This is a genomic window from Neobacillus muris, from assembly GCF_943193175.1.
GTDB classification, from domain to species: Bacteria; Bacillota; Bacilli; order Bacillales; family Cytobacillaceae; genus Neobacillus; species Neobacillus muris.
Map to the genome: position 1 here is coordinate 288528 of NZ_CALPDF010000001.1, position 21058 is coordinate 309585.

18 protein-coding genes are annotated in these 21058 nt (G+C 44.7%); 3 read left to right on the forward strand and 15 right to left on the reverse strand.

Annotated features, from left to right (window positions below):
- Positions 1-24: 24 nt before the first annotated feature.
- Entirely contained in the window at positions 25-984 is a 960-nt protein-coding gene (gene manA, locus NFS43_RS01305) for a mannose-6-phosphate isomerase, class I (protein WP_251548954.1), read from the reverse strand.
- Between the two features lie 322 nt (positions 985-1306).
- On the opposite strand from manA, the gene NFS43_RS01310 reads away from it, so the two are divergent.
- On the forward strand, positions 1307-1768 hold the full coding sequence (locus NFS43_RS01310; protein WP_420910282.1) for a GNAT family N-acetyltransferase: 462 nt from the start codon (positions 1307-1309) through the stop codon (positions 1766-1768).
- Between the two features lie 127 nt (positions 1769-1895).
- Here NFS43_RS01310 and NFS43_RS01315 read toward each other — a convergent pair whose 3' ends face one another.
- From NFS43_RS01315 to NFS43_RS01325, 3 genes are all read right to left on the reverse strand, one after another.
- Entirely contained in the window at positions 1896-2606 is a 711-nt protein-coding gene (locus tag NFS43_RS01315; protein WP_251548956.1) for a PIG-L deacetylase family protein, read from the reverse strand.
- Between the two features lie 54 nt (positions 2607-2660).
- On the reverse strand, positions 2661-3998 hold the full coding sequence (locus NFS43_RS01320; RefSeq protein WP_251548957.1) for an MFS transporter: 1338 nt from the start codon (positions 3996-3998) through the stop codon (positions 2661-2663).
- Positions 3999-4186: 188 nt separating this feature from the next.
- Positions 4187-5299, reverse strand: a complete 1113-nt coding sequence (locus NFS43_RS01325; protein ID WP_251548958.1) for a site-2 protease family protein — start codon at positions 5297-5299, stop codon at positions 4187-4189.
- 209 nt (positions 5300-5508) lie between these two features.
- On the opposite strand from NFS43_RS01325, the gene NFS43_RS01330 reads away from it, so the two are divergent.
- A complete protein-coding gene (locus NFS43_RS01330; protein ID WP_251548959.1) occupies positions 5509-6036 on the forward strand; it encodes a CBO0543 family protein in 528 nt (175 codons plus the stop codon).
- Positions 6037-6177: 141 nt separating this feature from the next.
- On the opposite strand, the gene arcC is transcribed toward NFS43_RS01330, so the two are convergent.
- From arcC to argR, 8 genes are all read right to left on the reverse strand, one after another.
- The gene (gene arcC, locus NFS43_RS01335) at positions 6178-7137 is read right to left on the reverse strand and encodes a carbamate kinase (protein WP_251548960.1); all 960 of its coding nucleotides are present in this window, start codon (positions 7135-7137) and stop codon (positions 6178-6180) included.
- A 43-nt stretch (positions 7138-7180) separates the two neighbouring features.
- Positions 7181-8581, reverse strand: a complete 1401-nt coding sequence (gene arcD, locus NFS43_RS01340) for an arginine-ornithine antiporter (RefSeq protein ID WP_277613886.1) — start codon at positions 8579-8581, stop codon at positions 7181-7183.
- A gap of 78 nt (positions 8582-8659) precedes the next feature.
- Positions 8660-9670 carry an ornithine carbamoyltransferase gene (gene argF / locus NFS43_RS01345; RefSeq protein ID WP_251548961.1) on the reverse strand — a complete coding sequence of 337 codons (1011 nt, stop codon included), beginning with the start codon at positions 9668-9670 and terminating at the stop codon, positions 8660-8662.
- A 50-nt stretch (positions 9671-9720) separates the two neighbouring features.
- A complete protein-coding gene (gene arcA / locus NFS43_RS01350) occupies positions 9721-11001 on the reverse strand; it encodes an arginine deiminase (RefSeq protein ID WP_251548962.1) in 1281 nt (426 codons plus the stop codon).
- Positions 11002-11304: 303 nt separating this feature from the next.
- Positions 11305-12705 (reverse strand): arginine-ornithine antiporter, encoded by a 1401-nt coding sequence (arcD, locus tag NFS43_RS01355; protein ID WP_251548963.1) that lies wholly within the window; start codon positions 12703-12705, stop codon positions 11305-11307.
- Between the two features lie 220 nt (positions 12706-12925).
- The gene (locus NFS43_RS01360; protein WP_251548964.1) at positions 12926-13552 is read right to left on the reverse strand and encodes a hypothetical protein; all 627 of its coding nucleotides are present in this window, start codon (positions 13550-13552) and stop codon (positions 12926-12928) included.
- A 93-nt stretch (positions 13553-13645) separates the two neighbouring features.
- Positions 13646-14359 (reverse strand): Crp/Fnr family transcriptional regulator, encoded by a 714-nt coding sequence (locus NFS43_RS01365; RefSeq protein WP_251548965.1) that lies wholly within the window; start codon positions 14357-14359, stop codon positions 13646-13648.
- Positions 14360-14386: 27 nt separating this feature from the next.
- Positions 14387-14845 carry an arginine repressor gene (gene argR / locus NFS43_RS01370; RefSeq protein WP_251548966.1) on the reverse strand — a complete coding sequence of 153 codons (459 nt, stop codon included), beginning with the start codon at positions 14843-14845 and terminating at the stop codon, positions 14387-14389.
- A 211-nt stretch (positions 14846-15056) separates the two neighbouring features.
- Here argR and NFS43_RS01375 point away from each other — a divergent pair, with 211 nt between their 5' ends.
- Complete coding sequence (locus NFS43_RS01375) at positions 15057-15749, forward strand: copper homeostasis protein CutC (RefSeq protein ID WP_251548967.1); 693 nt, start codon at positions 15057-15059, stop codon at positions 15747-15749.
- 58 nt (positions 15750-15807) lie between these two features.
- On the opposite strand, the gene NFS43_RS01380 is transcribed toward NFS43_RS01375, so the two are convergent.
- The 3 genes from NFS43_RS01380 to NFS43_RS01390 all read right to left on the reverse strand — a co-directional run.
- A complete protein-coding gene (locus NFS43_RS01380) occupies positions 15808-16584 on the reverse strand; it encodes a class I SAM-dependent methyltransferase (RefSeq protein WP_251548968.1) in 777 nt (258 codons plus the stop codon).
- 681 nt (positions 16585-17265) lie between these two features.
- A complete protein-coding gene (locus NFS43_RS01385; RefSeq protein ID WP_251548969.1) occupies positions 17266-17874 on the reverse strand; it encodes a class D sortase in 609 nt (202 codons plus the stop codon).
- 49 nt (positions 17875-17923) lie between these two features.
- The coding region (locus NFS43_RS01390; RefSeq protein ID WP_251548970.1) for an Ig-like domain-containing protein at positions 17924-21058 on the reverse strand (3135 nt) is incomplete at its 5' end.

Genomic DNA, 21058 nt, shown 5'->3' on the forward strand with positions numbered 1-21058 from the left:
TTTTAGAAGCATACCGAGCTGCTCTTAAATATGCGACACAATAAACTCTAAATTCCCCGCCATTTTATAGGCGCCTAAACCGTAAGGCAAAATAAAGTTTGAGCCTTTATGGATTTCAAACGATTTTCCATCAACAGAAATCTTTCCAGCCCCAGCAATGACGCTTACCTGCAAGAAATCGTGATTAAGCTTTTGCTCCACTTCGCCATTTAACTTCCAGTGGTAAACCGTAAAATATTGCTCCTGTACAAGCTTTTTCTCTACCAAGTCCCCGATGGCCACTTCTTTTTGCTCGACAACAGCATCCGCATGCGGCACGGTGGTGACTTGCTTGGCTCGCTCAAGGTGCAATTCCCGCTTGTTCCCTGCAGCATCCGTCCGATCATAATCGTACACGCGATAGGTGATATCGGAGCTCTGCTGGGTTTCCAATATGACAATTCCTGCACCGATGGCGTGAATGGTCCCGCTTGGCACATAAACAAAATCTCCTGCTTTCACTTTGACTCTTCTAAGCAGCCGATCCCACTGTCCGTTATCCACCATAGATTCCAATTCTTCTCTTGATTGTGCCGTATGCCCCAGCACAAGCTTTGCCCCCTCTTCAGCACTTACCACATACCAGCATTCTGTTTTGCCATATGGCACCCCTTCTACCTCACGGGCAAACTGGTCATTTGGATGTACCTGAACAGACAGGTCATCGGCAGCATCCAAAACTTTGATCAGCAGCGGATACTCTTCCTGATTTTCCTTACTTTTATTAAAAAGCTCTCCATGCCCGTTCCAGGCATCGGCTAATGTTTTTCCTGCAAGCGGGCCATTCGTAATCTTGCTTGGACCATGTGGGTGAGCCGAAATGACCCATGCTTCCCCAGTATGCTCAGATGGAATCTCGTAATCGAATTCAGTTTTTAATTTTTGCCCGCCCCAAATTCTTTCTTGAAGCACAGGCTGTAAAAAAATCGGTTCATGTTTGTACATCTGCAGTTCCTCCAATATATTAGAAAAGAGAGCAACGCTGCTCCCTTCTCCGTCCTATCTATATTGTACCAATTTCCTGAATGGTATCAAGCGGCTTAAGTGCCTCTTTTTGGTTATAGGGCCAGTCCCCCTCTTTACTAATGCGTTAATGCACCGGGGGACTGGCCCCCACTCTGCTAAAGCGGTGATTTGCTGGGGGACTGGCCCTCACTCCGTTAAAGAGTTAACGCACTAGGCAGTTTACACAGAGAAGGAAATAGGGAATTTTTGTTGAATTATTTGTTGTTTAGGATAGTATGAGGGGTTGTAAATCATCTGCATAATGAGGTGGAGAAAATTGAGAGGGTTATCTTTAAAAGCGATTGATAAGAGTAATTGGGAAACGGCGATTCAATTATCGGTTCATGACGAGCAAAAGACATTTATCGCCTCGAATCTTTATTCTATTGCGGAAGTTCAATTCTTAGACAACTTCTATGCCAAAGGCATTTATTTGGATGACCGCATGATTGGGTTTACCCTGTTCGGAATCGACAGTGACGATCATAATTATTGGATATACAGGCTGATGATAGATAAAGATTTTCAAAGAAACGGATTCGGGATCCAGGCAATCCAATTAGTGATAAAAGAAATACGGAATCTCAATCACTCAAATATTCCGCTGATTATGATTGGCTATCATCCCGAAAACCTCCCAGCCAAATTGGCCTACCAAAAGGCTGGATTCATCGAAACAGAACTTTCACCATGGGGCGAGCAGCTAGCAAAATACATCTTATAATCCCAATCGACAGGACAGGAACCTGCACCCCATTCTGCTAAAACATTAATGCGCCGGGGGACTGGCCCCCACCCTGCTAAAGCGTTAATACACTGGGGGACTGGCCCCACCTTCAGCCCCACCTTCACTAAAGTATGTCTTGTGCTTCAGGAAAGCAATGTAAGTGGAGGGGGCGCAGCATTTTGAGTCCTTCGCCAATTGCATTGCTTTGCAGCAGCTGGTTGCCACGTAGCTTGAAATATGTGCGGTAGAGCGCGAGCAGCTGGTCGTCCATTTGGGTTTGGTGCAGAGCCATTGCTTTAAATTTAAGGTCAAAGTATTCAGTAATATTGACCACCGTATTGGGAGCGGCTGTAAAATAGAAGCCGATTGCTTGTATCTGACAAGGCGGGGTATCTGTCCCTTCGGGATATGATTTTAGTAGACAGCTGATGGCAGCTTGTGCACTAGCCTTTCCTGTTACAATATGATCGTAATGGGCTTCATAAAGAAGCCATGGATCCGGACAAAAAATTGTATCATACTGCTCACGGCGAATAATTTCTCCAATCTCTGCTGCTAAAGCAGGAATATCGTTCAGAGAGCCATCCTTATGGTTTAACCAAAAAAACTTGGATGCCCCCAGCAGCCGTCCCGCCGCCTCAGCTTCCTGTTTCCGCACCTCCGCAAGCTGTTCCGGCGTCAGTGATGTCCCCATATCACCCAGCCTGCCGTCTGTAACGGTCAGATAATGAATCTCACTGTCTCCGGCGGCCAGCATCGCAATCACACCGCCCATTCCGATCTCATTGTCATCAGGGTGGGGCTGAATACACAATACTTTCTTGCATCGCTGCACATCAGGCTTTGCCAGCAATGCGTTGATTTCCATATTTTCCATTTGTATCCCTCTTTACATATGATATTTTGCATCCAGCATGTTCCTGATTTCCTGTCTTTGCCCTGCGTTTATTCGATAAAAGAATAACGGAATCATCGTGACAAGAAAACAAACCGCCGGAATCAAGTACATCATTGCACTGAACCCCGCCTGAGTCGTGGTCGTTACCGGCTGGCCTTCTTGATAATCCATCAGAATCAGACCTAGTCCGATCATGCCCTTTGCCACCGTACTGCTTAATTTCGTGAGAAAGGTATTTGCAGAGAATATCAGGCCTTCGCCACGGAATCCGAGCTTCCATTCCGAATAATCCACTGCATCCATCAGCATGGACATACTGACGATGGTCGTAACACCGGTGCAGGCAAAACTGATGCCAAGAAACACCAGTCCGAAGAATACGGTCCCGCCCCCAGCAAAAAACGGGACTCCGCTAAAAACACAGCCCAATAGGCAGGCGGCAAGAAACACCTTTTTCTTCTCAAATTTTTCAATGAGCATAGGTGATACCGCCATGCCCAGTACCATACCAACAATAAGGCTGATCCCCACATTGGTTAGCTGGCTCGAATCCCCCCAAACATAAACGACAAAATACATCTGCGCACTTTGGCGAATCCCGTTGACCAGGTTTACTAGCAAGAGGGAGATCATTAACAGGATCAGCGGCTTGTTTTTCGTGATCGTTTGCAAGTTCTTCCGCATGGGAATGACTTCTTTTTCTGGAAGGATTCTTTCACGTAATGTAAGACCAGTGAACACCATCATCAAAGCTGCCACAACCGACAGCAGCACGGCTGTTAGGGTGTAGGCCGAAGGTGACCGCTCACCGCCAAACGCCTGAATGACCATAATGCTCCCTACTGTAACAATCGCCGTTCCGATCGTTCCGCCGATTTTTCCGAGCGTGACCATCTTATTTTTTTCGTTTGGATTTTTAGAAACAACAGAAGAAATGGCCCAGATTGGAATATCGCATACTGTATAAGACATGCCCCAAAGGATGTAACAGATTGCAGCCAGCAAGACCATAGCCGGTCCGCTAAGAGGGAAATCTATATAACAGAAGATGGTTGTCATGGCCAATACGATCGGGCCAAAAATCAGATATGGCCTGAATTTGCCCCACCGTGTTCTTGTTTTATCGGCAATCATCCCCATTAACGGGTCATTTATAGCATCCCATAAGCTGGCCAGCACGATAATCACCGTTGCAGCTCCAGGCGAGACCCCCAAAAGGTCAGTGAAAAAGAACAGGATGTACATCGCCATAAAATTGTAAAGCATGTTCTGCCCCAATAGACCACTCATATAAGCAGCCTTTTCCCTTGCCCTTAGTTTGTCATTCATTTACATCCCCCTTGATTCCTACAAAACATATTTTCTCAATTATTCGACAAATATGAGTGGTATCCTTCTATATACCCAAAAAAAGAACCGGGGTCAGTCCCTCACTCTATTAAAGCGTTAATTCGCCAGGGGACTGGCCCCCGCTCTGCTAAAGCGTTAATTCGACGGGGGACTGGCCCCGGGGAGTTCTAGGTGTTTAGGACTTTTTGTATATCTGGATGGTTTGTGAGGATTTGGTTGCCGATGTAGTAGCTGAATGCCAGGGCGGCGGCTAGTGCGAGATAGATGGTAAATAGTTGGACTTTGGTTTTTTTATCGGTTTTGTAGTAGGTCTCGGTTGTGTGGACATCTTTTTTTAAGGCGGCTAGTTCTTTTTCTATTTGATTGAGGATCCGATCCATTGCTAGTTTCTGTTCTTGGTGTTCCTCTTCGCTTAAGGCAGGGATACCGGACAATTGTTGAAGGTACACGTCCTTTTTCATTTTTTCTATTTCCGTATTCATCTTGTTCAATAGTTCGGTAATCGGCGGATGCGAAACCCTCCTATTTGTCTTTCGAACCAAATCTTGAACCGATCCCAAATCATGAGCTTCCTGCTTTAAGCTCCTTACAAACTGGTCAAGTTCCCGGACCTCGACCTTTAAATCCTGCAAACTTTTTTGTTTTTTATATAATTTGTACCATTCTCTAGCACCTAGAATGACGATCAGAAAGCCGATGAAACTAAGATGAATGACAGAAAAGACCAACAATAAGACAATGCCGGCCCCCCATAGCTTCGTGCTGATTCCCGCTGCAATCCTTCCCCCATCCAACGGCGTAATCGGGATCAAATTGAATAAATTGATCATACCGCCCAGAATTATCAGAAGCGCCCAAAATGGTTCATGGGTATACCCATACAAAGGGAATGCCGGCAAAAAGGAGAGCAGCCCAAACAGCGGTCCCATATAGGCCACGAACCCCTCATCTTTGGCGTTTTTAGGCATTTCCTTCAGCCCGATGACCGCCCCCATAAACGGAATAAAGATGGCAGGGCCTACCGGCAGGTTGATCCGTTTCGCGGCATAGGCATGCCCCATTTCATGGACAAATAATAGATAAACGATGGCCGCTGCAAATTTCCAGCCAAAAAACAAGGCATAGGTTCCGAGATAAATCACCATGCTCAAAAGGGTTTGCAGCTTAAGAACTTTGACTAGGACTAAAACATACTTCAATTTACCTAATAATAGGACTACAATTGTCCCCAATACCCCCAAAGAGGTCTTGCTTCCGCTGTTCCGATTCTTCTTTTTCAAATAGTCAACCCCTTTAAAAAATGGCAACTTTTGTCCCAGGATTCCGGTACTTTTTCTTTGTCGCACTTCTATTCTAACATCTTTGAATACTCAAATAATATATCAATCTTTTTTTGTGGAGATCACCGTTTGGGTTGCTATGTATAGGAATAAAGTCCCTCCCATTTCAAATAATACCTATACATAATCATTGTTTGGGAAGTGGATTCGTGCATTCTATTTTATTGATCGGATACGTACTGGCAGGTTGGAAATGGGGAGATTGGAGAAATTGGGAAAAGTATTATCCCACCATCCTATTCTTCCTGATTGGGGATTTATTGTATAATTTTTTACTATACAATTACCCAATGTGGAGCTACCATCCTTCTTTTGATAAACAGATATTGCCTAACCATACCATGATCTCCCTTGCCATTGAATTTTTAAGCTTTCCGGTAAAGGTACTCATTTACCTCGGCCATTATCCTGCGAAAAAAAGTAAGGCAAAGCAAGGCTTCTATATATTGGCATGGGTCGTTTCTTTAACCGTATTTGAATTAATCGCGCGAAATGTTTGGGGAGGCCTTTCCCATCATCATGGCTGGAACATCCTTTGGACCTTTCTATTTTATATCGTCATTTTTGGGCTGCTTAGACTGCATCAAATCCGGCCATTATTGACATGGGTCATATCCTTTTGGATTATTACCTTCTTATTGATTTATTTTAAAGTGCCGATTGAAAAAATGAAGTGACGTTCTGGCGGTAGTGCCAGCAGTTCAGTCTAAAGGGCTGTCCAGGCAAGCAAAAATAGCCATTGATATAAAAAGAGGATAGCAAGATACTATCCTCTCCAACCTCGACTATATTGCTGACAGAAACCATGTCTATCGCCTTTAAACCAGTACTGGAGCCCCATAAAGAGAAACGACGGTTCCAGCTTTTCCTTCAACAGCTTGGACAGCCTGCTCTAAGGAAGTAATAATCGCTCTTCGTTCAGGGCTGATTTCAGCAAATTGGATGGCAGCTTCCACCTTAGGGAGCATACTGCCTGCCGCAAACTGTCCTTCTTTGATATACTCTTTTAATTCAGAAACCGTTACGTCTTCTAATTTCCTTTGGGTTGGCTTGTTAAAATCAACAAAAACATGGTCGACACCTGTTAAAATGACTAACGTATCGGCCCCAACGAGCTCGGCCAGTTTTTCCGAGGCATAGTCTTTGTCCACCACCGCCTCCACGCCCGCAATGCCATTTTTCGTTTCAATAACCGGAATTCCTCCGCCTCCTGTTGAAATGACGATGTTCCCTTGCTCGACAAGAGAATTGATGACGGAATGCTCCATGATTCCGACCGGCTTTGGAGAAGCCACAACCCGTCTCCAGCCGCGGCCCGCATCCTCTTTATACCATACATGTGTCTCTTGCATGATTTTATTCGCTTCTTCTTCACTATAAAATGGACCAATAGGCTTTGTTGGATTAAGAAAAGCCGGATCATTCGGATCTACCACCACACGGGTCACAACCGTTATAACATTCTTATGGATATCTCTTTCTCTCAGAACCTTTTCCATCGCGTTTTGCATCCAATAGCCAATCATTCCCTGACTCATCGCCCCACAGGTATCAAGCGGCATGGCCGGATTATTGGCACAATCAGCGGCTGCCTGCTGCAATAAAATGTTGCCGACCTGAGGGCCATTTCCATGTGAAATGATAATATTAATCCCTTGTTCAATGAAATCAACAAGCTTCCTTGCTGTCATTTCAAGTACATGCTGCTGGGCAGCAGCAGAAGCATCACCCGATTGGATGGCATTTCCGCCTAAAGCAATGACAACCTTTCTAGACATATAGGTTCCTCCTATTCATTCATACATAACCGAACGGAATTTTTTAAAATGAAATTTTCCCCAGCACCAACATGATAATGGCGGCAACAGCTGATAAATCAAAGATGACTGACCATACAAGCTCACTTCGATGCTTAAAGGTTTTTTCACCGCGTTCTTTCTGGGCAATTCTAAAGACCAAAATACCAACGGCATATAGGACAGCCGTTAATAACAAATAACTAAGTCCGGCAGCATATAGTAACCAAATCGCATAAATGGAAGCAATGACCCCAAGGACCATTTGCTTCGATTCCTTTTTTTCTATGCTATATTTCACCTGGTATAAGGCCGAGAATAAATAAGGAATCAAAATGGCTGAACTGGCAAGTGAAAAGGCAAAATTATAAGGTTTATCAGAAACTAACAAAGTGAGTAAGAAAATTTGCACCAATACGTTGGTAATGATTAAGGCATTAATCGGTGCCTTATTCTTGTTTTCCTTTGCAAACAATTTCGGCAGGATTCCTTCTTTCGCTGCTAAATAAGGCAGCTCAGCAGCCAGCAAAGTCCATCCCAGCAAGGCCCCTAATAAGGAAACGATCAGTCCAATATTGACAACAGCAGCGCCCCAAGGACCGACCACTTCTTTTAATACATAGGCCATCGACGGACTCTTTAATCCGGCAAGATCGGCTTGTGACATAATTCCATAGGACAATAAAGTAATGAAGACATAGATAATTAATGTAGAGAGTAATCCAATCACGGTGGCCTTGCCGACATCCTTCATATCCTTGGCACGACCGGAAAGAACAACAGCCCCTTCAATTCCAATGAACACCCACAAGGTGACGAGCATGGTACTCTTTGTCTGACTCATCACATCTGAAAAAAGGAAGCTATCTCCTCCCCAGAAATCCATCGAAAAGGTTTTTAGCTTAAAGGCAAAGATGGCGAGAATGATAAAAAGAAAAATCGGAACAAGCTTTCCAATCGTCACAACTAAATTGACCAATGCAGCGGAATGCACACCGCGCAATATTAAGAAATGCAGCAGCCAAAGCAGAACAGATGCCCCAATAATGGAAGCCACATTGGCACCATCAAAGATAGGAATAAAATATCCGATCCCGCTGAATAGTAGAGTTAAAAAAGCGATGTTGCCTAACCATGCCGATAACCAATAGCCCCATGCGGAGTTAAAGCCCCAATAATCGCCGAAACCGGCTCTTGCATAACTGAAGATGCCGCCTTCAAGGTCTGGACGTTTGTAGGTCAAATTTTGAAAGCAAAGAGCAAGAGCAATCATCCCAATGCCAGTAATCACCCATCCGATGATCACAGCGCCCGCAGAAGCTCCGCCAGCCATGTCCGATACAAGGTTGAAGGCCCCGCCGCCAATCATCGAACCAATGACAATTGCAATTAACGAAAACAGCCCTAGCTTTTTCCCGTCAGCCATTTTGTTTCACTCCTCTTCCTATTTTGGAGAACATGAAGGGGAAAGGGAAACCCCCCCTTCTCCCCATAAATCAATCGTCTATTTCAAATTTCCAAGAGTTGCCGCCATTACTGCTTTAATCGTATGCATTCTGTTTTCAGCTTGATCAAATACTTTAGAATGCTCACTGCGGAATACCTCATTCGTTACTTCCATTTCTGGCAGTCCGTGTTTATCGTAAATGTCTTTTCCATAGCTCGTTTCAAGGTCATGGAATGCAGGCAGGCAGTGCAAGAAAATGACCTGTTCATTCCCTGTTTTACGAATCATGTCCATGTTTACTTGGTACGGAGACAGAAGGGCAATTCTTTCAGCAAACTGGTCCTCTTCACCCATGGATACCCAAACATCTGTATAGATGACATCTGCCCCGGCAACACCTTCATCCACATTGGACGTGATCGTTACATTGCCGCCCGACTTTGCTGCCAGTTCTTTGGCCAATTCCACAATTTCTTCAGCAGGGAAAAGCGATTCTGGCGAGCAGATGCGCACGTCCATGCCGACTAGTGCTCCGCCGACAAGCAAACTGTTGGCTACATTATTGCGCCCGTCTCCAACGTAAACGAATTGAATGCCTTCCAAATGGCCAAAATTTTCTTTTACCGTTAAGAAGTCTGCAAGTGTCTGCGTCGGATGCCATTGGTCCGTTAGTCCGTTCCATACAGGAACACCTGAATGTTGTGCCAGCATTTCTACCTTTTTGTGCTCAAAGCCCCGGAACTCGATTCCATCGAACATGCGGCCTAACACTTTAGCTGTATCTTCAATCGATTCTTTTTTCCCTAATTGAATGTCGTCCTTACCCAAATACTCAGGATGTGCCCCTAGATCGATACACGCAACCGTAAACGCGCAGCGAGTGCGGGTAGATGGTTTTTCGAATAAAAGGGCGATATTTTTACCCTCCAAATGGCGATGCGTTATACCGCGTTTCTTTTCATCCTTCAATTTCATCGCTAATTCAATAAAATAAAGGAATTCTTCCCTCGAAAAATCTTTTTCACATAAAAAGCTTTTGCCCTGTAATTTTGGTGTAGCTGCTAACATTTTCCTCTCTCCTTCTATGAAAATAGTTGTATATGATGTTTCATGGATGATCAGATGTCTTCACGTACGATCGGCATACTCATGCAGCGCGGGCCCCCACGGCCGCGGGACAATTCCGAGCTTAAAACTTCCACCACTTCAATCCCATGCTGGCGCAGCAGTTGATTCGAAATACAATTACGGTCATAGGTAACAACAATGCCAGGAGCAATCGCCAATGTATTGGAGCCGTCATTCCACTGTTCACGAGAGGATGCGATTTCGTCGCCGCCGCCGCAAGGAATCAGGACAAGCTCACTGAGTCCGAGTACTTCTTTTAAGGCAGCCTGCAGATTGGAACGATGGGAAATATTCACATGATCCGTATCCGGACCCTTTTCAAGGATATATACATTCATGTTGCCCTCTGGGCCTTGGATAGCAGGGTGGATGGTAAATTTATCATAGTCGACCATCGTCAATACGGTATCCAGATGCATGAAAGCGCGGCTTTTCGGAATTTCAACCGCAAGCACTTTTTTAAAGGAGCTGTTTCGGTTAAACAGGTTTAATGCCAATCTTTCAATCGCCCGCGCGGACGTTCGGGCAGAAACCCCGATAGCGACAACTTCTTTATTTAAAATGAGTTCATCCCCTCCCTCAATCGGGAATTCATAGTCACGATTCAGCCAAACGGGCACATCATGGCCAGCAAACCTCGGATGATACTTAATAATGTAGTCCATAAATAAGGATTCACGGCGGCGGGCAGGTTCACGCATTTTGTTAATCGTTAAGCCATTGCCCATGCTGGCTGCCGGGTCACGGGTGAAATAAAGGTTCGGCATCGGATCAAGATAGAATGGATAGTGATCTTCCATTAATTCATACAAATGCGTTTTTTTGTTTTCCTCAATTTCTCTCTTCAGAACGCCGCTCATAATTTTGTCCACCATGTCTGCTGTTGAAAAGGATAGCAAGAATTCTCGTAAAACCTTTGCTGCCCCATTGACATTCGCATGGCTCTCTCGTAAAATATCATCGACAAATTGTTTTTTTAGTTCGGGATTGCTTAATGTCTCTGAAACTAATTTTTCGAGGTATAGAATTTCTATGCCTCTATTTTTTAATGCCTCTGCAAAATAATCATGCTCTCTTTGAACAATCGGCAGGTAGGGAATATCATCAAATAACAGACGCTGCAGATATTCCGGCACTAAATTCTCCAGTTCCTTCCCAGGACGCTTCAATAAAACGGTTCTTAACGTCCCAATTTCAGATGTAACATGGATCGGGTGTTTTAATTTATGGCGGCTTCCCTGTTCGGGAGTAAGTACTGCGGCACTCCTCATGTTTCTTCCTCCTTTATTTGAACTTTCCTTTCTACACTTTTAGTTTAAGGTTTGTAAACGGTTTCTTTTGTGAGGATGGTTACAGCCCCCTCGTTAAAATCCTAACGGAATTTTGTCAAAGCCATGAGGCTGCTTGCATATTTATGTAAAAATCAGTGAAAATCGGTGATTTTCCGTTTCCATGGCTTGAATATCGGCTGAATGTCACAATCATTTCACAAATAAAGTTCTAAAATTCAAAAAAATCAACATAAAAATAGAAGACTGGCTCGCCAGTCTTCTTTTGTCATGAGTATATTCTTGTCAAATCGAAATTCCGCCTGCCGCCAGCATGAAGATCGAGTAAACGGCAATGGCTACAATCAAACCGGCACAGACCAGTTCAAATGGCTGAAACACCTTTTTTTTGCGTTCTTTCTGAGAATAAATAAACAGGATAATCCCCAGCGCATACAAAACCGCTGTTAACAGCAAATAGTCCAATCCTGCCGCGTACAAAATCCACACCGCATAAAGAGAAGCAATCAGGCCCACTGCCATTTGCTTCTTCTCCTTTAGCTGGAAGCTTACCTTCACTTGATATAAAGCAGAAAACAGATAGGGCACCAAAATGGCCGAACTGGCCATCGAAAAAGCAAAATTATATGGCTTTTGTGATACCAGCAGCGTAAGCAGGAACAGCTGAATTAACACGCCGGAAAAAACCAGGGAGTTCATCGGAACATTTCGGCGATTCTGCTTGGCAAACACCTCCGGAAATGTTCCATCTTTTGCCGCTATATAGGGAATTTCAGCAGCAAACAGCATCCAGCCCAGCAATGCGCCTAAAAGCGAGACAATTAAGCCAAGATTGATAAAGGCAGCGCCCCACGGGCCAACAATACTTTCTAACACATAGGCCATTGCCGGGCTCTTTAAATCTGTCAGTTCTTCATGAGGCATCGCACCCAGGGACAATATGGAAAGGCAAATATAAATAATCAGGGTCGAACTTAAGCCGATCACCGTCGCTTTGCCAACATCCTTTTTATGCCTTGCCCGGCTTGATAACACAACAGCCCCTTCCACTCCGGTAAAGACCCATAGGGATACCAGCATCGTGCTTTTGATTTGACTTAATAGATTCATCAATGAAAAACCATCGCTGCCCCAGAAATGATAGGAGAGCGTTTTAAGATGAAAGGCAAACAAGGCAATGATGATAAAGAGGAAAATCGGGATTAATTTGCCAATCGTGACTACAAGATTAACCAATGCTGCGGACTGAACGCCCCGCAAAATAATGAAAATCATGACCCATAGGAAAATCGACGCCCCGATAATCGATGGCAGATTTCCTCCAGTAAAGACCGGAAAAAAGTAGCCAAGGGCACTGAAAAGCAGGGTTAAGAAGGCAATATTCCCAAGCCACACCGACAGCCAGTATCCCCAGGCAGAACTAAAGCCCAAATAGCTGCCAAATCCGGCCTTGGCAAAGCTGTAAATGCCCCCCTCCAAATTAGGGTGTTTATTCGTTAAATTTTGAAATGAAAAGACGAGGGCGAACATCCCAATGCCTGTGATTACCCAGCCAATTAAAATAGCGCCGGCATTGGCTCCAGCAGCCATATCCGCTGCGACATTGAAGCCCCCGCCGCCAATCTGTGAGCCAATCACTAAGGCGACCAATGCCAGTAAGCCCAGCTTTTTATCGTTGTTTTGCATCAAAATCTTCCTTCCAGCATGAAACCATACCTGACTGATTCTATTAACTATATTTAATGCATAATAATAGGTTCCACTGTATTTTCAGTAGTATCATATAAAGATTTTGAACTGAAATCAATGTTAATAATATGGAAATATCAAGCCTTCCCTCTGCTGCACAGAAAAAGCAGGCTTTAAAAAAACAACCCGCGGAATGTATAAACATCACATCCCCGGGTCATTGGAGGGTAATTTCAGGCTGCTGTGCCTGCGGTATTTTATTGAACTGCTGCAGCTCGGATGCTTTCATAGGGATGCGAATGTAGACTGTCTTTTCCTGTCGTTTGACTAAGTACACAGGGGTCAAACTGCTTTTGCCGGCCTGCTCCCAATTCAATTGTACATTTACCTTTTGTGTCCTATGATTATAGTTTTTTAACGTGATGGCACATTCCAAGAATGCCTGTTTATTGCTTACCGTGCATGGGCGTTCGTTCCGGATAATTTCCACCGCATCCCTTCCGTCTTTCCCTGCATAGACATACGATTTTACAGTGGCGGCCATCATGGCATTGATAAGGATGGGAACAAGGAAGATCAGAAAGATCAGGATGATGGGCCCATATTTTTCATACATCTCCTTATGCCGCTTTTCACCGTGTGCTTCGAACCATTTTAAGAATAATAGAATCCCGGCTATTTGCAAAAGGGCAGCCGTGATTCTTATGATGAGGCTGCTGCCTTCAGCAGGAAGATGGAACAAGGAAGCCCCCGCTAATGAATCACTATTGGGCAGTTTGATGACTAGCAGCAGTCCGAATCCAAACACAATTGCTCCGAGAATATGATAAGAGATCTTGGTCATACCAGACCGGCCCCTCCCGCTTTTGATTGATATACCAACAGTATATTTCAAATAAGGAAGGAGATAAAATATTTTATATCATTTTTCTGAATATTACAGCAACTGGTGAACCTCCTTGAAATATTCAGGCTGGTGGAAGTGGATTTTTTTGGCGTCCACGGAAATGATCTGTTCCCTTTTTAATTGGTTCATTAAGAGACTGACCGTTTCCCGTGAGGTCCCCGACATTTTGGCAATATTAGCGGCGGTTAGAGGACAAGGGATGATAAGCCCCTCTTTTGTTTTCTCGCCAAGATCCTCCATCAAGAATTGCAAAGTATGCAGCACACGTTCTTGAGCATTGGGAGTCATGGTTTTTTGCACACGTTTTTGATGGAGGTTTAAAATATCAGATAATTTGTGTATGATGGAAAGCAGCTGCTTCGGATTGGTCTTGAGCCATTCCTCAAGGATATGGGTTTGGATGAAATATAATTGCACATCGGTTACAGTGACAGCCGTATCCTGATACACCTTATCCTGAAAGATCCCGACATAGGGAAACATCTGATTTTTTTTAATAAAGTCAAGATACATCATCGTGCCTTCCTCACTGCTGCGTTCATACATAATGTAACCGTCAAGTAAAAAGAAGATTTTGTCACGGGGATCTCCTTGCATAAACAAACATTGATTTTTTTTAAAGGATCGAAAATAAAAATAGGACAGGTATTTACTAAGCGTTTTATCTGAAATATGATTAAAAATATCAAAATGCCGTAAATCAGTGATGATATCCAAGTCTGCTATATTTGATGCATCCAGCATCTCAATCGCTCCTTTTCATATAAAGAATCATTCTTCTTTATAATAGATGTCTAACTGCTGTTTGATGGCCTCAGCCTGTTCTGCAGAGCGGCAAATAATTAAGCAGGTATCATTCCCGCATAGGGTTCCAGCCTTGCCTTCCAGCTCCAATGAATCCAGCAGTGCACCGAGAGCATGTGCGTTTCCGGGAAGCGTTTTCAAAATAATGATAAATTGGATGATTTCCATACTGACAAGTGCATCACGCAGCTTATGCTGCAGCTTCTCAGAAACAAGATAATTCTGGTCAATTTTAAAGCTATATTTAAAGTTTCCATCTTTGGAGGGCACTTTGATTAGCTGTAATGTGTGAATGTCCCTTGAAATCGTTGCCTGCGTCACAGGTAAACCGTGGTCCACTAGCAGCTTCTGCAGTTCGTCCTGTGTTTGAACATCTTGCTCCAAGATGATTTTAGTAATCAGCTTTAACCTCTTTTCTCTGTTCATCTGCTGAAACTCGCTTTCATTGGTTGTCTATATCTATATCATATGGCCAATTCATTGTTATATAAATAGATAAAAGGTGAACATATTTCAACAGTTTGAGCGGCACACTTCGAGAGAAGTTTATAAAATTTTCCATATATATTTATCAAATCTATACTTTTTCAATTAAGAAGCAAACTTCGATTAGTATTTCAAACTGGAGTGGATGACCATGAGTTTAGTAGAAGTGATTGTGTTAAACCAAGAAGATTCCCAAACAGCGGAGGCATATGGAGCCGATCGTCTGGAACTCGTTACGGCAATCGCAGAAGGCGGGCTGACCCCAAGCTATGGAACGATCAAGACTGTGGTAAAAAGCGTGTCGATTCCTGTGATGGTGATGCTTCGTCCCCATAGCTATTCGTTCGTGTATCGAAAAAAGGAATGGGAAGCAATGAGAGAGGACATGAAAAGGATTCAGGAACTCGGTGCGGCTGGAATCGTTTTTGGGGCATTGACCGAACAGCATACCGTTGACTTTGAGATGCTAGCCCTGATATTAGAGGAAGCAAACGGTCTATCCGTTACCTTCCATCGGGCCATTGACGAGACAGACCCATGGAAAACCTGCCAGTCTCTTTGCCGATCTCCTTTTAAAATCGATCGAATTCTGACCTCAGGCGGCAAGCAGTCAGTCCCAGATGGACTAGATACGATAAAGAGGATGATGAAAGAGACGCAGATAACAGAAAATCCCCCCATCATTATGCCAGGAGCAGGTCTGAATGCCGACAATATTGGCTGGATTCATCAACAGCTCCACGCGGCGGAATACCATTTTGGCTCGGCGGTCCGAGGCAATGGGGACTTTAAAAACCCGATTCGTGGAGATGTGCTTCAACAAATCAAGAGGATCGTAAACTAATAGAGTGCCGCCGGGACGGTTTTTGTGGCCGTGCTGCAAGAACCATCCCTATGGTTTTCTATTTAACGGCTTTCCAAATCGTCCACCGATCTTGTTCCACAATATTTTCCTCTATCAAGATTTGTTTATCTATATATTCAACTAATTGGTTTAATTCCTGGTCATCTAGTTCATGTAAAATGCTTCTTCCTGTTCTCTCACTTAAGTCTTTTAGCAAATGATCTTTATGGGCAAACACTTGTCTTATCTCCCACAACTTCACCTCTTGGATTTCCCTAAACCCAGCGTTCTTAAGCGTTTCTATGACATATTGGCTGGAATGCCTGCGGCTGGTTTCTTTTTCAATTAATCGGGGAAATACTTCAAAAAAATACCCTCTTATATGACTGGCATCCCCTTTTACTAAACAATCCTCTGGTGTCCGGTCCTGAACAATATAGTATCCGTCGTCCTTCAACACGCGGTAGCCCTCATCAAAACAGGTTTGCAAATCATCCAGATGATGGACCAGCGCCCGTTCAAGCAATAAATCATACCCTCCACTTTCTAATCCAGAATGATACGCATTGCCGTTTTTAAAAGAAATGTTTGGATAGTCTCGGCAATTTTTTATGGCGCCTTCAAGGATTGGTTCGGAAAAATCAACCCCCACCACTGATTGGACCCCTAAATCACATAGAGCCTTGGAGTATATCCCGCCGCCACAGCCTATATCGGCTGCGTGTTTAATAGTATCAATAGGCACAAGGCGTTTGATTGCGTTCACCCATGAATCATCGGCATTTCTCGTCGTATAAGATCGGCCAGTTTTTTCGTGATGAAAATTAATTCCCATTATGCATCCCTCATTTCCTTGCCATGGGGAACGGGTCTCATAGTTTGGCAAAAAAAATCTTCCCCATCGCTATCACTTCCTTACAATCCCCATTTTAAACCAGCAGCTCTTTCAAGAAAATTGGAAAGAAATGATGACCAGATATAACTTTTTCTTATTGAACCAGGATAGGACGTGCCATGAGGAAGGGTGGAGGCCTCCGAAAAACACTTCTAAATAAAAGGAAACATTATTAGTGGTATCAAACCGTCCTTATTTCGTTGAATCCTACGTAACCATAAACTTGGAAAACGAGGATAGAGGGGCACGTAGATAGAGCTTACGTGACCGTTAACCTAGGAAAAGAGGCTTCAGGGGCACATAGAAGGGGCTTACGTGACTGCAAACTGAGAAAAAGAGGTTTCAGGGGGCACGTAGATGGGGCTTACGTGACCCGTAAACCTAGAAAAAGAGGTTTCTGGGGCACGTAGAGACCAAAGAGAAACATAATAAAACGATAATATGACAACACTGATGAATGCAGATCCTCTCTTGCCTTAAATCGAAGCGAAGCAATCAGCATGGCTGCCTATACATAATATTGAACTTGGGAGAATGATGCTATATCCCCCTAACCTTGTTTTTTCAGCCATTACAGAAGATCCTCATGGCATTTGACCACAAGAACCTTGCTCTTGACTTCTAACTGTTCTTTTCTGCAAATAAAACAAGTCTTTGTTTACTAGAGTAATTTGGATAGCAAGTAATCAAGGTGACAATGGAGCGATCTTTGATTGGTTCGAGGACTTCGAGCTGGGCTGGGCTGATGATCTTCCTTTTAAAAATGGTGTACTCATAAGTCTCTGAAGGGGTCTGGATGGTGTATTGGTCACCTGGTTCCAATTCGTCCAATCGATCAAAAAATTGACCGGATGTATGGGAATTATGGCCGAGAATGACAAAATTGTTGTTTACAACCCCCAGTTTTCCACTTTCAGATAAGTGGCCCACCGCATTTTTTATATCTGCCAAGGTTGCACCTTCCACAATGGCAACCTTCAAATCAATCTTCGGAATTGTCAGCACTCCAATGACTTGTTTTCCATCGACCTCTGGCAGTTCAAACACTGAGCCTCCCCCATCACCATCACTCCCCGGCTGCTTCTGCTCTGTTGCCAGTGCTTCCATTTGCTTGATCATCTCCTCTTGTTTCGATGTGGTTTCGGAAGATTCTTTCCATACAAAAAAGAGAATCACAAAGCCAGCTAACATTAAGAGATATCCGATACGTTTTTTCATTTTGGCTTCCATTCTTTCTTTTTGAAAAAGGAGAGCTGAAATGCTCTCCTTCTTCTTGAACTTATTCCGGTTTTTTATCCCGGTTGTAGAAACTCATAAAACCACCTGTGAAAAGGAGCAGAGCGGCAAGGAGCTCCAATAGCTTTCGATCCAGCCAAGAGCCTGTCTTAGGAAGCACCTTCAATTCAGATTCACTCTTTTGCTGCTCTACTGTTGTTTGGACCGGGTTGTCCGTTTTTACTTCTTCTGCAACAGCCAATTTTTCCATTTTAATATCATAATTCAAAACGGTTTTACCCACATGTATAATACCGTTATGGGAATAACTATCATCGGAAGGAGAATTAATATCCACCTTCACGAGACGGCTATCATAGGCGGCATAACCTTCCTTCTCCGCCACGATGTAATAGTCTCCATCAGGGAATACCATCCAGGCGTAAATGCCGAGACTTGTCGTGTATTGCGGCACCAGATTGTCCCCCGGAGGGAAACCTGGCAATGCCGGCAGCTCAACCGGAGTATTAGGAATATGCCCGTGAAGCCTATTCCAAGCAGTATCTGCCCAGTAGATGGTCACCTTTGCGCCTTCAAGCGCCTCTCCCGTCTTGGAATCGGTTATCATGCCATAAGGATCAATCAGGGCAGCCTGCACAGCCGAAACGCCATCATTCGGAATCGTGACCTGGAGCCGCTGGCCAACAAGCGTAAACGCCCCGATTTTCACCTCAAACGCGATATCATATGTTGCTCCCGGCTTCCCGCCTGTTATGGAAAAATTCCCTGCAGCATCCACTTCCACCTTTACTTCCTCAGCACCGCTAGTGAGAATTTTCCCGCTAATCTGTACCTTATTCGGGTCCACAAACTGTTGAAAGCTTACGTAAGAACGTGTGACTGGATCCCTGAAGATCAACTTTCCGCTCACGGTTTTTTCGGTTTTGACTTCCTGGCCGGTACCGGTTAATACGCCTACCTTCGCCTTCTGATGAATATCCACAATCAAATCTGCACCATTAAAATTGATTTGCGCCTTGATCACGGGACTGTATTCCCAGTTTCCATAAGGAACGATAACACTGTAGCGTCCGTTGGCATCCGTCAGGGCTGTGGCGTTAAAATCAATAACCCCGTCGCCATTGAAGTCTTCATGAACTTCAACAAGGGCACCGGCAATCGGCTTACCTGTTATACTGTCAATAACCTGGCTTTCAATCGAGGCCGGCATAAATGTAATCCCAATTTTCGCACTAGCAAACAGCCCCTTGTCCGGGTCATGGACTGTAGCAGTCACCGTCTTCAAAATAGTTTCAAGGGTTCCCGCAAGGTTTGGTGATGTTAAGGTAACCACCACTTCCCCTTTATCATTTGTCATGCCCTCAGTGCTTGAAAGTGTTCCGGCCTCTGCTGTTAGGGTCACACGTTCATTTTTTACCGGATTTCCGTCTTTGTCCAAAAGAGTAATAACCAGTGTCGTTTTTGACTTTCCATCCCCGATAATTTGTACCGGCTTAGCAGCCATCCTTAGATCCACCGGTTGTACCTTAATGGTCAGGGTCTGGTCATCCACTGCCTGCAATTTCGTTTTGACATCAGTAATAGTCGCTGTTACCTCATAGTTCTGGGCCGCCAATTCAGAATCGACTTGGACCTGCCATACCCCATCTTTTGTTATCGTTTGAGCGGTATATACTTCCTTACCCGAAGCATCTTTCAGGACCACATCGACACGGCTTCCGTCATACGACTCGGAAACGCCCGTGATAAGCGGAGTGGCATCCACGGTCGTACGGTGTTCCCCGCCATCGATGGTAATTTTGACATCAATCACTTTAATGATGGTAACGCTAACGGCAGCCTCTATCGAACCGCCTTTACCATCATCAGCCATAATGGTAAAATGGTCAGTTCCCGCAAACCCTGTATCAGGCGTGTACTTCCAGCTTCCGTCTTCATAGACAACCACTTCCCCATGCTCAGGCTGCGATCCCTTTTGATATGAAAGAGTATCATGATCAGGGTCCACTGCTTGTGCCTGGCCATTGACAGGCGTGTTTTCATTAGTTGTAACAGCTTCGTCGTTCATCGTAGGAACCTTGTTCACGACGGTTACATGAATGGTAACAGACTCAGTTCCGCCTTTTTTGTCATCGGCTACGATGGTGAACTGATCTTCACCGACATATCCATCATTTGGTGTATAAGTCCAGTGTCCTGTACCACTGTCAATGGTTACGGTTCCGTTTTCAGGACCTTGTCCAGGGCTAAAGGTCAGCGTATCCCCGTCCGGATCAGTGACCTTCACGTCTCCGCTGACTGGCGTACGCTGGAATGTATTCTCGCTTACCAGCGTTTCCTCTGCCACTGGCGCCTGGTCAAGGATATTCATGTTAACCGTGATGGTATCCTTGCCTCCATGGTTGTCGGTCACGATGACCGTGAAACTGTCTTCCCCTACAAATCCAGGGGTTGGTGTGTAGGTCCAGCCTCCGTCCTCCGACACTTCCACGGTTCCATGGGCTGGGCCGCTTTCACCCTCGGCAAACGTAACATGGTCTCCCGCCACATCAGAAGCGGTCAATTTTCCGCTTGCAGACTTATTCTGAAGGGTATCATTGGTGGAGTCTTCACCCACTGGAGCCAGGTTATGGACCTTCACCGCTACGGTGATCGTGTCCGTTCCTCCATGGGCGTCGGTCACTACGATCGTGAAGCTGTCCTCGCCTACATATCCATTGCTCGGCATATACGTCCAGCTTCCGTCCTCCGACACTTCCACGGTTCCATGAGCCGGGCCGCTTTCTCCTTTGGCAAACGTAACATGGTCTCCCGCTACATCTGTGGCGGACACTTTTCCGCCTACAGGAACATTTTGGTCTGTTTCCTTGCTTTGGTCCTCACCTACTGGTGCCTGGTTTTTCACCTTCACCGTTACGGTAATTGTATCGGTTCCGCCATGGTTATCGGTTACCACGATCGTAAAGCTGTCTTCACCCACATATCCTTCGTTCGGGGTGTACGTCCAACTTCCATCCTCCGACACTTCCACGGTTCCATGAGCCGGGCCGCTTTCTCCCTTGGCAAACGTAACGCTGTCTCCCGCCACATCCATTGCGGATACTTTTCCGCCTACAGGAACATTTTGGTCTGTTTCCTTGCTTTGGTCCTCACCTACTGGTGCCTGGTTTTTCACCTT

What these genes read in the sequence shown, in the direction of transcription:
- NFS43_RS01380 (WP_251548968.1), bottom strand. Translation starts at nt 16,584, where the DNA reads ATGGGAATTAATTTTCATCACGAAAAAACTGGCCGATCTTATACGACG.
- arcC (WP_251548960.1), bottom strand. Translation starts at nt 7,137, where the DNA reads ATGTCTAGAAAGGTTGTCATTGCTTTAGGCGGAAATGCCATCCAATCG.
- arcD (WP_251548963.1), bottom strand. Translation starts at nt 12,705, where the DNA reads ATGCAAAACAACGATAAAAAGCTGGGCTTACTGGCATTGGTCGCCTTA.
- manA (WP_251548954.1), bottom strand. Translation starts at nt 984, where the DNA reads ATGTACAAACATGAACCGATTTTTTTACAGCCTGTGCTTCAAGAAAGA.
- NFS43_RS01310 (WP_420910282.1), top strand. Translation starts at nt 1,307, where the DNA reads ATGAGGTGGAGAAAATTGAGAGGGTTATCTTTAAAAGCGATTGATAAG.
- NFS43_RS01375 (WP_251548967.1), top strand. Translation starts at nt 15,057, where the DNA reads ATGAGTTTAGTAGAAGTGATTGTGTTAAACCAAGAAGATTCCCAAACA.
- arcA (WP_251548962.1), bottom strand. Translation starts at nt 11,001, where the DNA reads ATGAGGAGTGCCGCAGTACTTACTCCCGAACAGGGAAGCCGCCATAAA.
- NFS43_RS01385 (WP_251548969.1), bottom strand. Translation starts at nt 17,874, where the DNA reads ATGGAAGCCAAAATGAAAAAACGTATCGGATATCTCTTAATGTTAGCT.
- argR (WP_251548966.1), bottom strand. Translation starts at nt 14,845, where the DNA reads ATGAACAGAGAAAAGAGGTTAAAGCTGATTACTAAAATCATCTTGGAG.
- arcD (WP_277613886.1), bottom strand. Translation starts at nt 8,581, where the DNA reads ATGGCTGACGGGAAAAAGCTAGGGCTGTTTTCGTTAATTGCAATTGTC.
- argF (WP_251548961.1), bottom strand. Translation starts at nt 9,670, where the DNA reads ATGTTAGCAGCTACACCAAAATTACAGGGCAAAAGCTTTTTATGTGAA.
- NFS43_RS01365 (WP_251548965.1), bottom strand. Translation starts at nt 14,359, where the DNA reads ATGCTGGATGCATCAAATATAGCAGACTTGGATATCATCACTGATTTA.
- NFS43_RS01320 (WP_251548957.1), bottom strand. Translation starts at nt 3,998, where the DNA reads ATGAATGACAAACTAAGGGCAAGGGAAAAGGCTGCTTATATGAGTGGT.
- NFS43_RS01360 (WP_251548964.1), bottom strand. Translation starts at nt 13,552, where the DNA reads ATGACCAAGATCTCTTATCATATTCTCGGAGCAATTGTGTTTGGATTC.